The 12,533-nt window shown below is 65.9% G+C and carries 11 protein-coding genes; all 11 read left to right on the top strand.

Annotated features, from left to right (window positions below; all coding sequences use genetic code 11):
* The first annotated feature begins 20 nt into the window (after window positions 1–20).
* Genes BLT45_RS10975 through BLT45_RS10925 form a run of 11 tightly spaced genes read left to right on the top strand, consistent with a single transcriptional unit; the run spans window position 21 to window position 12,532 of the window.
* Entirely contained in the window at window positions 21–746 is a 726-nt protein-coding gene (locus tag BLT45_RS10975) for an NADH-quinone oxidoreductase subunit C (RefSeq protein ID WP_093299483.1), read from the top strand.
* Window positions 743–2,047, top strand: a complete 1,305-nt coding sequence (locus tag BLT45_RS10970; RefSeq protein ID WP_093299479.1) for an NADH-quinone oxidoreductase subunit D — start codon at window positions 743–745, stop codon at window positions 2,045–2,047. The genes BLT45_RS10975 and BLT45_RS10970 overlap by 4 nt, the downstream gene beginning before the upstream one ends.
* Window positions 2,044–2,571 carry an NADH-quinone oxidoreductase subunit NuoE gene (gene nuoE, locus BLT45_RS10965; RefSeq protein WP_093299476.1) on the top strand — a complete coding sequence of 176 codons (528 nt, stop codon included), beginning with the start codon at window positions 2,044–2,046 and terminating at the stop codon, window positions 2,569–2,571. Before BLT45_RS10970 ends, nuoE begins: the two co-directional genes overlap by 4 nt.
* Before the next feature lie 4 nt (window positions 2,572–2,575).
* On the top strand, window positions 2,576–3,946 hold the full coding sequence (gene nuoF / locus BLT45_RS10960; RefSeq protein WP_093299468.1) for an NADH-quinone oxidoreductase subunit NuoF: 1,371 nt from the start codon (window positions 2,576–2,578) through the stop codon (window positions 3,944–3,946).
* Window positions 3,943–6,177 carry an NADH-quinone oxidoreductase subunit NuoG gene (gene nuoG, locus BLT45_RS10955; RefSeq protein WP_093299462.1) on the top strand — a complete coding sequence of 745 codons (2,235 nt, stop codon included), beginning with the start codon at window positions 3,943–3,945 and terminating at the stop codon, window positions 6,175–6,177. Before nuoF ends, nuoG begins: the two co-directional genes overlap by 4 nt.
* The gene (gene nuoH / locus BLT45_RS10950; RefSeq protein ID WP_093299457.1) at window positions 6,174–7,265 is read left to right on the top strand and encodes an NADH-quinone oxidoreductase subunit NuoH; all 1,092 of its coding nucleotides are present in this window, start codon (window positions 6,174–6,176) and stop codon (window positions 7,263–7,265) included. The genes nuoG and nuoH overlap by 4 nt, the downstream gene beginning before the upstream one ends.
* A gap of 3 nt (window positions 7,266–7,268) precedes the next feature.
* A complete protein-coding gene (gene nuoI / locus BLT45_RS10945; RefSeq protein WP_093299453.1) occupies window positions 7,269–7,757 on the top strand; it encodes an NADH-quinone oxidoreductase subunit NuoI in 489 nt (162 codons plus the stop codon).
* 10 nt (window positions 7,758–7,767) lie between these two features.
* Complete coding sequence (locus BLT45_RS10940) at window positions 7,768–8,421, top strand: NADH-quinone oxidoreductase subunit J (protein ID WP_093299448.1); 654 nt, start codon at window positions 7,768–7,770, stop codon at window positions 8,419–8,421.
* A complete protein-coding gene (nuoK, locus tag BLT45_RS10935; protein WP_056881218.1) occupies window positions 8,418–8,723 on the top strand; it encodes an NADH-quinone oxidoreductase subunit NuoK in 306 nt (101 codons plus the stop codon). The genes BLT45_RS10940 and nuoK overlap by 4 nt, the downstream gene beginning before the upstream one ends.
* Before the next feature lie 16 nt (window positions 8,724–8,739).
* Window positions 8,740–10,962 carry an NADH-quinone oxidoreductase subunit L gene (gene nuoL / locus BLT45_RS10930; protein ID WP_093299443.1) on the top strand — a complete coding sequence of 741 codons (2,223 nt, stop codon included), beginning with the start codon at window positions 8,740–8,742 and terminating at the stop codon, window positions 10,960–10,962.
* Window positions 10,963–11,020: 58 nt separating this feature from the next.
* Window positions 11,021–12,532 (top strand): NADH-quinone oxidoreductase subunit M, encoded by a 1,512-nt coding sequence (locus BLT45_RS10925; protein WP_093299438.1) that lies wholly within the window; start codon window positions 11,021–11,023, stop codon window positions 12,530–12,532.
* Window position 12,533 lies beyond the last annotated feature (1 nt).

Below are 12,533 nucleotides of genomic sequence, written 5' to 3'. Positions count from 1 at the left end.
TCTAGAGCACGCCACGCCCCATGGCTGAGCAAGCTGCAAACTTCACCGACCAGTTGCGCGCGCGTTTCGCCGACGCGACGGTCAGCGTCGCCGAGCCGCGCGGCGAGGTCACCCTGGAAGTGCCGTCCGCGGTCTGGCATGCGGTGGCGCTCGCGCTGCGCGACGAATTCGGCTTCGAGCAGGCCGTCGACGTCAGCGGCGTGGACTACCTGGGCTACGGCGACGCCGAGTGGGATACCGCCGACGTGTCGTCCGAAGGCTTCAGCCGCGGCGTCGAAGGCTTCGGCCCGGGCCGTTTCAGCTGGGAACAGCGTCCGCGCGACGCCGCCCGGCCGAACCGCTTCGCCGTGGTCCTGCACCTGCTGTCGTACCAGCACAACCGCCGCGTGCGCGTGCGCTGCTTCGCGCCGGACGACGGGCTGCCGGTCGTGGCCTCGGTGAGCGATGTGTGGCCCGGCCTTAACTGGTTCGAGCGCGAGGCGTTCGACCTGTACGGCATCATCTTCGAAGGCCATCCGGACCTGCGCCGCATCCTGACGGACTACGGGTTCGTCGGCCATCCGTTCCGCAAGGACTTCCCGCTGATCGGCAACGTCGAAGTCCGCTACGACGAAGAGAAGAAGCGCGTGGTCTACGAACCGGTCACCTCGGTCGAGCCGCGTGTCGGCGTGCCGCGCGTGATCCGCGATGACGCACGCTACCAGACCGCCGCCGGCGAAGCCGCGGCGCGCGAGGGCAAGGCATGAGCAATCCGCAATCCGGCGCCGCGTTCGCCAGCAATCCTGCCGAGGCCAAGCAGGAGATCCGCAACTACACGCTGAACTTCGGCCCGCAGCATCCGGCCGCGCACGGCGTGCTGCGCCTGATCCTGGAGATGGACGGCGAAACCATCGTCCGTGCCGATCCGCACGTGGGCCTGCTGCACCGGGGCACCGAGAAGCTGGCCGAATCCAAGCCGTTCAACCAGTCGATCGGCTACATGGATCGCCTGGACTACGTGTCGATGATGTGCAACGAGCACGCCTACGTGCGCGCCATCGAGACCCTGATGGGCATCGAGGCGCCGGAGCGTGCGCAGTACATCCGCACGATGTTCGACGAGATCACCCGCATCCTGAACCACCTGATGTGGATCGGCTCCAACGCGCTCGACCTCGGCGCGATGGCGGTCATGCTGTACGCCTTCCGCGAACGCGAAGAGCTGATGGACTGCTACGAGGCGGTCAGCGGCGCGCGCATGCACGCGACGTACTACCGCCCCGGCGGCGTATACCGCGATCTGCCTGACCGCATGCCGAAGTACAAGGAATCGCCCTGGCGCAAAGGCAAGGCGCTGGCGCATTTCAACCAGGCGCGCGAAGGCTCGCTGCTCGACTTCCTGGAAGACTTCACCAACGAGTTCCCCAAGCGCGTCGACGAGTACGAGACACTGCTGACCGACAACCGCATCTGGAAGCAGCGCACCGTCGGCATCGGCGTGGTGTCGCCGGAGCAGGCGCGTGCCCTCGGCATGACCGGTGCGATGCTGCGTGGCTCGGGCATCGCCTGGGACCTGCGCAAAAAGCAGCCGTACGCGAAGTACGACGTGGTCGATTTCGACATCCCGGTCGGCGCCAACGGCGACTGCTACGACCGTTACCTGGTCCGCGTCGCCGAGATGCGCCAGTCCAACCGCATCATCCAGCAGTGCGTGAAGTGGCTGAAGGCCAATCCCGGCCCGGTCATGGTGCAGAACTTCAAGGTCGCTCCGCCCTCCCGCGAGGAGATGAAGGACGACATGGAAGCGCTGATCCACCACTTCAAGCTCTTCAGCGAAGGCTACTGCGTGCCGGCCGGCGAGACCTACGCCGCGGTCGAGGCGCCGAAGGGCGAGTTCGGCTGTTACCTGGTGTCCGACGGCGCCAACAAGCCCTTCCGCGTGAAGTTGCGCGCGCCGGGTTTCGCGCACCTGTCCTCGATGGACGAGATCGTGCGCGGCCACATGCTCCCCGACGTCGTCGCGATGATCGGTACCTATGATCTTGTCTTTGGTGAGGTGGACCGATGAGGGCCACAGGTAATTTCGAAGCGGCGCAGAACGTCGATCCGCTGGTGGCATTGAGCGACCAGACGCGCGCGCACATCGATCATTGGCTGGCCAAGTTCCCGCCGGACCGCAAGCGTTCCGCGGTGCTGCAGGGCCTGCACGCCGCACAGGAGCAGAACGCCGGCTGGCTGACCGATGAGCTGATCGCCGCGGTCGCGAAGTACCTGGACCTGCCGCCGGTGTGGGCCTACGAGGTCGCCAGCTTCTACTCGATGTTCGAGACCGAGAAGGTGGGCCGCAACAACGTCGCCTTCTGCACCAACATCAGCTGCTGGCTCAACGGCGCCCAGGACCTGGTCGCGCACGCGGAGAAGAAGCTGGGCTGCAAGCTGGGCGAATCCACCGCCGATGGCCGCGTGTACCTGAAGCGCGAAGAAGAGTGCGTGGCCGCGTGCTGTGGCGCGCCGGTGGTCGTGATCAACGGCCACTACCACGAGAATCTCACGCCGGCGAAGGTCGACGAGCTGCTGGACGGGCTGGAGTAAGCGCATGGCAGGCCATTCACACTATTCCGAAGGCTACGGCCCGGTCGGCCCCGCTCCCAAGGAGCACCAGGCCGTCTATACGACGCTGCACTTCGACAAGCCCTGGTCCTACGAGAACTACCTCAAGACCGGCGGTTACGCCGCGCTGCGCAAGATCATCGAAGAGAAGATCCCGCCGGCCGACGTCGTCGAGATGGTCAAGCAGTCCGGCCTGCGCGGCCGCGGCGGCGCGGGCTTCCCGACCGGCCTGAAGTGGAGCTTCATGCCCAAGGGCGACATGCAGAAGTACATCCTCTGCAATTCGGACGAATCCGAGCCTGGCACCGCCAAGGACCGCGATATCCTGCGCTACAACCCGCATGCGGTGATCGAGGGCATGGCGATCGCCTGCTACGCCACCGGTTCGACCGTGGGCTACAACTACCTGCGCGGCGAGTTCCACCACGAGCCCTTCGAGCACCTGGAAGAAGCCACCGCCGAAGCCTACAAGCACGGCTGGCTGGGCAAGAACATCCTCGGTTCGGGCGTGGACATCGACCTGTACAACGCGCTGGGCGCGGGTGCCTACATCTGCGGCGAAGAGACCGCGCTGATGGAGTCGCTGGAAGGCAAGAAGGGCCAGCCGCGCTTCAAGCCGCCGTTCCCGGCCAACTTCGGCCTGTACGGCAAGCCGACCACGATCAACAACACCGAGACCTACGCCTCGGTGCCCGCCATCGTGCGCAACGGCGCCGAATGGTTCATGAGCCTGGGCAAGCCCAACAACGGCGGCTGCAAGATCTTTTCGGTCTCCGGCCACGTCGCGAAGCCGGGCAACCATGAGATCCGCCTGGGCACCTCGTTCGCCGACCTGCTCGAGCTGTGCGGCGGCATGCGCGAAGGCCGCAAGCTCAAGGCCGTCATCCCGGGCGGCTCCTCGATGCCGGTGCTGCCGGGCGAGGTGATGATGGGCCTGACGATGGACTACGACAGCATCCAGAAGGCCGGTTCCGGCCTGGGCTCGGGTGCCGTCGTGGTGATGGATGACACCACCTGCATGGTGCGTGCGTGCCAGCGCATCGCGCGCTTCTACTACAAGGAAAGCTGCGGCCAGTGCACGCCGTGCCGCGAAGGCACCGGCTGGATGTACCGCATGCTGACCCGTGTGGCCGAGCACAAGGCCACGATCGAGGACCTGCAGACGCTGCGCGCGGCGGCGGGCCAGATCGAAGGCCACACCATCTGCGCGTTCGGCGAAGCCGCCGCATGGCCGGTGCAGGGCATGCTGCGCCACTTCTGGCACGAATTCGAATACGCGATCGTCAACAAGCGTTTCCTCGTCGACGACGAGCGCGATGGCACGGTGGTCCGTTCCAACCTGGAGGTGGCCGCGTGAGTGCGCAGCCCGTGAATCCCAACCTGCCGCCGGACCACGTCACCGTCTTCATCGACGGTCAGGAACTGGCCGCGCCCAAGGGTTCGATGATCATCCAGGCCGCCGACAAGGCAGGCATCCCGATCCCGCGCTTCTGCTACCACGAGAAGCTGCCGATCGCGGCCAACTGCCGCATGTGCCTGGTCGAAGTCGAGAAGATGCCGAAGCCGGCGCCGGCCTGCGCCACGCCGGTGATGGACGGCATGAAGATCGCCACGCGCAGCGACAAGGCGTTGAAGTCGCAGCGCAACGTGATGGAATTCCTGCTGATCAACCACCCGCTCGATTGCCCGATCTGCGACCAGGGCGGCGAGTGCGAGCTGCAGGATCTCTCGCTGGGCTATGGCCGCTCGGTCAGCCGCTTCCAGGAACGCAAGCGCGTGGTGCCGGACGAGGACATCGGTCCGCTGGTCGCCACCGAGATGACCCGCTGCATCCAGTGCACGCGCTGCGTGCGCTTCACCGCGGACGTCGCCGGCACTTACGAGCTGGGCGGCATGTACCGTGGCGAGAACCTGCAGATCGGCACCTACGACGGCAAGCCGCTGACCACCGAAATCTCCGGCAACGTCATCGACGTGTGCCCGGTGGGCGCGCTGACCAACAAGGTGTTCCAGTTCCGCGCCCGTCCGTGGGAACTGATCGCGCGCGAATCCGTCGGCTTCCACGACGCGATGGGTTCCAACGTGTTCTACCACTCGCGCCGCGGCCAAGTGCTGCGTACCGTCCCGCGCGAGAACGAGTCCGTCAACGAGTGCTGGCTGTCCGACCGCGACCGCTATTCGCACCAGGGCCTGTATGCCGATGATCGCGCGGTGAAGCCGCTGCAGAAGGTCAACGGTGAGTGGCGCGAAGTGTCCTGGGCCGAAGGCCTGGCGGCGGCCGCCGAGATCCTGCGCGCGAACCGCGGCGACGGTCTCGGCGTGCTGGTGCATCCGGCGGTGTCGAACGAGGAGGGTGGCCTGCTCGCAAAGCTGGCCGACGGCCTCGGTACCGGCAACCTCGACCACCGCATCAACAACCGCGACTTCTCCGATGGCGCGGTCGCCCAGCCGTTCGCGCTGCCGCTGGCGGAGATCGAACAGGCCGATGTCATCGTGCTGTTCGGCACCAACATCCGCCACGAGCTGCCGCTGCTGCACCAGCGCATCCGCAAGGCCGTCCGCAAGGGCGCCAAGGTGCACGCGGTCAATCCGGTCGACTTCGATTTCGCCTTCAGCCTCGCCGGCAAGCACATCGTGGCGCCGTCGCAGCTGGGCGGTGCGCTCAACGCCGCCGCACTGCGCGACGTCGCCAAGGCCGGCAACCGTGCGGTCGTGATCGTCGGCGGCATCGCCGAGAACCACCCGCAGGCCGCCGCGCTGCGTGCGGCTGCCGGCGAGTTCGCCGCCGCGACCGGCGCTTCGCTGTGCCGCATTCCGCAGGGCGCCAACGCCGTCGGCCTGGCGCGCCAGGGCGTGCTGCCGAGCGGTCGCGACGTGGCCGGCATGTTCGCCGCGCCGCGCAACGCCTACGTCATCTACGGCATCGAGCCGGGCCTGGATTTCGCCGACACGCCGGCCGCCACCCAGGCGCTGGTTTCGGCGAGGGTCGTGGCGTTCAGTCAATTCGCCTGCAAGTCCACGCGCGACGTGGCCGACGTGATCCTGCCGATCGGCGCGCTGCCGGAAATCGAAGCGACGCTGACCAATCTCGATGGCAAGGACCAGCACACGCAGGCCGCCGGCAAGCTGCCGGGCGAGGCCCGCGAGGGCTGGAAGGTGCTGCGCGCCCTGGGCGGTGAACTGCAACTGGGTGGCTTCGAGTTTGCCGATGCGGCGGGCATGCGCGATGCCGTGGCTCATCCGAAGGCCGTGTCCGTGGCCACCTCGGCGGCGCCTGCCGCACAGGGCCAAGGGCTGGAACTTGCCGTCAGCGCCGCGATTTACCGCACCGACGGCACGGTCCGTCGTGCGGAAGCCCTGCAGGCGCACCCGCTGAACACCGGCGCGCGCATCGTCCTCAACCCGGCCGATGCACAGGCTGCCGGCGTGGCGGATGGCCAGGTCGCCAAGGTCGGCAACGGCATCGGCACCGCGGCGCTGCCGGTGGTGGTGGATGCCCGCGTCGCCGCGGGCGCGGCCTGGATCGAAAGTGGCTACGGCGCCACGGCCCCGCTGGGTGCCGGACGCGTGACGGTGGTGAGCGCATGAACGAACTGTTGATCAACGCCGTCGGGCCCCTGCGCGAGTGGTTCTTCGGGCTGGGCGACATCGGCATGGTGTTGTGGATCGTGCTGAAGATCCTGGCGATCGCCATGCCGGTGATCATTTCGGTCGCGTTCTACGTGGTCTGGGAGCGCAAGCTGATCGGCTGGATGCACGTGCGCCACGGGCCGATGTATGTGGGCATGGGCATTTTCCAGGCCTTCGCCGACGTCTTCAAACTGCTGTTCAAGGAAATCATCCAGCCCAGCAGCGCGCAGAAGGCGATGTACGTGATCGCGCCGCTGATCGTGCTGGCGCCGGCGTTCGCCGCGTGGGCGGTGGTGCCGTTCGACTACCAACTGGTCCTGTCCAACGCCAATGCCGGCCTGCTGTACCTGCTCGCGATGACCTCGCTGGGCGTGTACGGCATCATCATCGCCGGCTGGGCATCGAACTCGAAGTACGCCTTCCTCGGCGCGATGCGCTCGGCCGCGCAGGTCGTCAGCTACGAGATCGCGATGGGCTTCGCGCTGGTGGGCGTGCTGATCGCCGCCGGCAGCCTGAACCTGACCGACATCGTGATGGCGCAGGCGGGCGATGCCGGTTTCTTCGAATGGTTCTGGCTGCCCCTGTTCCCGCTCTTCATCGTCTACTGGGTGTCCGGCGTCGCCGAGACCAACCGCTCGCCGTTCGACGTGGTGGAAGGCGAATCGGAGATCGTGGCCGGCCACATGGTGGAGTACTCGGGCGCGGCGTTCGCGCTGTTCTTCCTGGCCGAATACGCCAACATGATCCTGGTCAGCTTCCTGGTCGCGCTGTTCTTCCTCGGCGGCTGGCTGAGTCCGCTGCAGGGCTGGATCACCGCCGACGTGTCGCCCTGGATCAACTGGATCTGGACCGGCGGCTGGCCGTGGCTGCTGCTGAAGGTCCTGTTCTTCGCCAGCGCGTACATCTGGTTCCGCGCCAGCTTCCCGCGTTACCGCTACGACCAGATCATGCGCCTGGGCTGGAAGGTGTTCATCCCGCTCACGATCTTCTGGATCGCGGTGACGGCGTTGCTGGTGTTCTTCGGCGTGTTCGAGAAGGGTGTGTAAGACATGAGCAAGGTTGTGCACTACTTCAAGAGCCTGATGCTGCTGGAACTGCTCCAGGGCCTGTGGCTGACGCTGAAGTACACCTTCAAGCCGAAGTACACGCTGATGTACCCGATGGAGAAGTTCCCGCAGTCGCCGCGCTTCCGCGGCCTGCATGCGCTGCGTCGCTACCCGAACGGCGAGGAGCGCTGCATCGCGTGCAAGCTGTGCGAGGCCGTGTGCCCCGCATTGGCGATCACCATCGATTCGGCCCCGCGCGACGACGGTACCCGTCGCACCACGCGCTACGACATCGACCTGTTCAAGTGCATCTACTGCGGCTTCTGCGAAGAGAGCTGCCCGGTGGACTCGATCGTGGAAACGCACGTGCTGGAGTACCACTTCGACAAGCGCGGGCAGAACATCGTCACCAAGCCGCAGCTGCTGGCGATCGGAGACCGGCTGGAAGCCGAGATCGCCGAGCGCCGCGCCGCCGACGCCGCCTTCCGTTGAGGTCCGAAGCATGGATTGGGTCCTGATCAGTTTCTACGCTTTCGCCTCCGTCGCGGTCATCGCCGCCGGCGCGGTGATCAGCGTGCGCAACCCGGTGCATGCCGTGCTGTGCCTCATCCTGACGTTCTTCTCGGTGGCCTGTACCTGGCTGCTGGTGGGCGCCGAGTTCCTGGGCGTCGCCCTGATCCTCGTCTACGTGGGCGCGGTGATGGTGCTGTTCCTGTTCGTGGTGATGATGCTCGACATCGACATCGTGAAGATCCGCGAGGGCTGGGTGAGGTTCCTGCCGATCGGCCTGCTGGTGGCCGTGGTGATGCTGGGCCAGATGCTGGTGCTGATCGGCATCAAGGCGCGCACCGCCACGCCGTTCCCGGACAACGCCGCATCCGCGGCGGCCGACGTCTCCAATACCGCCTGGCTGGCGCGCACGCTGTTCACCGAATTCCTGCTGCCGTTCGAGTTCGCCGCCGTCATCCTGACCGTCGCCGTGGTGGCCGCGGTGATGCTGACGCTGCGCAAGCGCACCGGCACCAAGACGCAGGATCCGGCCGAACAGTCGCGGGTGAAGGCCAGCGACCGCATCCGCCTGGTGTCCATGCCGGCCGAGAAGCCGGTGCGCGAAATGCCGGCTAGCGCGCCGGTGGAAGGGGAGGGCAAGGCATGATTTCCGTAGGCCACCTGCTGGCGCTCGGCGCGGTGCTGTTCTGCATCAGCCTGGCCGGCATCTTCCTCAACCGGAAGAACGTCATCGTCCTGCTGATGTCGATCGAACTGATGCTGCTGTCGGTCAACATCAACTTCGTCGCCTTCTCGCGGGAGCTGGGCGACGCCGCCGGGCAGATCTTCGTGTTCTTCATCCTCACCGTGGCCGCGGCCGAGGCCGCCATCGGCCTGGCGATCCTGGTCACCCTGTTCCGCACGCGGCGCACGATCAACGTGGCCGAAGTCGATACGCTCAAAGGCTGATGCACCGATGACCGGTATGGAAGTCCTCCTCTCCAAGAACGTGCTGCTGGCGATCGTGCTGGCGCCGCTGCTGGGCTCGATCGTCGCTGGCCTGTTCGGTCGGCTGGTGGGTCGCGCAGGCGCGCACACGGTCACCATCCTGGGCGTGGCCGTCAGCTGCGCGCTGTCCTGCTGGGTGCTCTACCAGCTGGTCGCGCAGGGCGCGTCGCCGTTCAACGAGAACCTGTACACGTTCTTCGAGGTCGGCAACTACGCCGGCCACGTCGGTTTCATGATCGACAAGCTGACCGCGATGATGATGGTCGTGGTGACCTTCGTGTCGCTGCTGGTGCATGTCTACACCATCGGCTACATGGCCGAGGATCCGGGCTACCAGCGCTTCTTCAGCTACATCTCGCTGTTCACCTTCAGCATGCTGATGCTGGTGATGAGCAACAACTTCCTGCAGCTGTTCTTCGGCTGGGAAGCCGTGGGCCTGGTGTCCTATCTGCTGATCGGCTTCTGGTTCAAGCGCCCGACGGCGATCTTCGCCAACATGAAGGCGTTCCTGGTCAACCGCGTCGGCGACTTCGGCTTCCTGCTGGGCATCGGCTGCGTGCTGCTGATGTTCGGCACGCTGGACTACGCCACCGTGTTCGCCAATGCGCCGATGCTGGCGGGCAAGGCCGTGCCGGTATGGTCGGGCGCCGTCACCCTGTTCGGCCACACCACGCAAGTGTTGGACCAGCCGGTGATCTGGTCGATGGCGACGCTGACCTGCATCTGTCTGTTCATCGGCGCGATGGGCAAGTCGGCGCAGGTGCCTTTGCATGTCTGGCTGCCGGACTCGATGGAAGGCCCCACCCCGATCTCGGCGCTGATCCATGCTGCGACGATGGTGACCGCGGGCATCTTCATGGTGGCGCGCATGTCGCCGCTGTTCGAACTGTCGCAGACCGCGCTGGATTTCGTGCTGTTCATCGGCGCGACCACCGCGCTGTTCACCGGCCTGATCGGCATCGTGCAGAACGACATCAAGCGCGTGGTGGCGTACTCGACGCTGTCGCAGCTGGGTTACATGACGGTGGCGCTGGGCGTGTCGGCCTACTCGGCGGCCGTGTTCCATCTGATGACGCACGCCTTCTTCAAGGCGCTGCTGTTCCTGGCGGCCGGCTCGGTCATCATCGGCATGCACCACGAGCAGGACATGCGGAAGATGGGCGGCCTGCGCAAGTACATGCCGATCACCTGGATCACCAGCCTGATCGGTACGCTGGCGCTGGTCGGTACGCCGTTCTTCTCGGGCTTCTATTCGAAGGACGTCATCATCGAGGCGGCGCACCACCACCATGAGGTGGCGCACGAGTTGGGTGAGAAGATGTCCGAAATGGGCGTGATGGCCGCACAGGGCTACCAGGGCCCCAGCGAATGGATCGCGACCTACGGCTACTGGGCGGTGCTGCTGGGTGTGTTCGTCACCAGCTTCTACAGCTTCCGCCTGCTGTATCTGACCTTCCACGGGAAGGAACGGTTCCGGGACGCCCATGGCGACCATGGCCACGACGACCACGGCGACGCACATGCCGATGCGCACGACGATCACGGCCACCATGGTCCGCATGAGCCGCACGAGTCGCCATGGGTGGTGACGGTGCCGCTGGTGCTGTTGGCGATCCCGTCGATCCTGGTCGGCATGTTCACCGCGGGTCCGATGCTGTTCGGCACGGCCTGGAACGACGCCCACCATCTCGTGACGCCGTTCTTCCAGGGCGCGATCGATTTCATCCGTCTCGACCCGTCGTTGGCGACTTCGCCGCGCGACACGGTCATGGCGCTGTTGCCGGAATGGCACGGCGCGGTCAAGTTCGCGCTTCATAGCGTACAGACCCCGGCGCTGTGGCTGGCGTTCGGCGGCTTTGCCCTCGCGACGTTCCTGTACCTGTTCAAGCCGGAACTGCCGGGCAAGATCCGCAGCAGTGCCGTCGGCGCCTTCCTGACCAACATCCTGGACAAGAAGTACTGGGCCGACCACCTGTGGATCAACGGGTTCGCGGGCGGCGGCGTGAAGCTGGGCCAGGTATCGCGCGCGATCGACAGCCATGTCATCGACGGTGCGGCGGTCAACGGTACGGCGAAGCTGGTCGACCTGGGCGCGCAGCTGCTGCGCAAGACCCAGTCCGGTTATCTGTACCACTACGCGTTCGCGATGATCATCGGCCTGATCCTGCTGCTGGGCGCGGTCATCAAGTTTTGGCAGTAACGACCTGACGTAACCGCTCGCGGACCGTCCTGGCGAAGAACTCAACGGATATCACAACGTGTCGAACTGGCCCCTGCTTAGTGTCCTGATCTGGCTGCCCATCCTGGGCGGCGCGCTGATACTCGCGCTCGGCAACGCCCGCGCGGATGCGGCGCGCTGGCTGAGCCTCGCGGTGGCCGTGCTGACCTTCGTGCTCAGCCTGGGCCTGCTGAGCGGGTTCGACTACGCCAACCCCGGCCTGCAGTTCGTCGAGAGCCACGCCTGGATCCCGAGCTTCGACATCCACTACAACCTGGGTGCCGACGGCATCGCCGTGGCCTTGCTGCTGCTCAACACGCTGATCACGGTGCTGACGCTCGCGGGTGCCTGGGGTTCGGTGAACAAGCGCGTGGCCCAGTACGTCGCCGCGTTCCTGATCCTGGAAGGCCTGACCAACGGCATCTTCGCGTCCAGCGACGCGGTGCTGTTCTACGTGTTCTTCGAGGCCATGCTGATCCCGATGTTCCTGATCATCGGCGTCTGGGGCGGTCCGCGCCGGATCTACGCGTCGCTGAAATTCTTCCTGTACACCTTCCTCGGCTCGGTGCTGATGCTGGTCGGCCTGGTGTACCTGTACATCAAGGGCGGCAGCTTCCAGCTGGCCGACCTGTACGCGATGCCGCTGACCGCGAAAGAGCAGACCTGGTTGTTCTTCGCGTTCCTGATCGCGTTCGCGGTGAAGATCCCGATGTTCCCGGTGCACACCTGGTTGCCCGACGCGCACGTCGAGGCACCCACCGCCGGCTCGGTGATCCTGGCCGCGATCGCGCTGAAGATCGGCGGCTACGGCCTGCTGCGCTTCAGCCTGCCGATCGTGCCGGACGCCGGCCACGAGTGGTCGACCTTCGTCATCGTGCTGTCGCTGATCGCCGTGGTCTACGTGGGCCTGGTCGCGCTGGTGCAGGACGACATGAAGAAGCTGATCGCCTATTCGTCGGTCTCGCACATGGGCTTCGTCACGCTGGGCATCTTCATCGCCTTCACCCTGGTGCGCGACTACGGCAACGTCGATGGCGCGCGCCTGGGCCTGCAGGGCGCGATGGTGCAGATGATCAGCCACGGCTTCATCTCGGGCGCCATGTTCACCTGCGTGGGCGTGCTGTACGACCGCATGCACACCCGCATGATCAAGGACTACGGCGGCGTCATCAACACGATGCCGTGGTTCGGCGCGTTCTTCATCCTGTTCGGCATGGCCAACTCCGGCCTGCCCGGCACCAGCGGTTTCGTCGGCGAGTTCATGGTGATCCTGGCCAGCTTCCAGCAGCATCCGCTGATCGCCTTCTTCGCCGCCGCCACGCTGGTGATCGGTGCGGCGTACACCCTCTGGCTGGTGAAGCGCGTGATCCTGGGCGATGTGGCCAATGCCCACGTGGCCGAGCTCAAGGACGTGTCGCTGCGCGAGGCGGTCGTGCTGGGTGGCTTCGCGGCGTGCGTGCTGGCGCTGGGCGTGTACCCCAAGCCGCTGACCGACCTGATGGAGCCGTCGATCGCGCAACTGGCGATGCAGCTCGCCAACAGCAAGCTGTAAG

This window comes from Pseudoxanthomonas sp. CF385 (assembly GCF_900104255.1).
Taxonomy (GTDB): domain Bacteria; phylum Pseudomonadota; class Gammaproteobacteria; order Xanthomonadales; family Xanthomonadaceae; genus Pseudoxanthomonas_A.
Note: the sequence above shows the minus strand (reverse complement) of the source record. Positions and strands in the feature narration are given on the sequence as shown.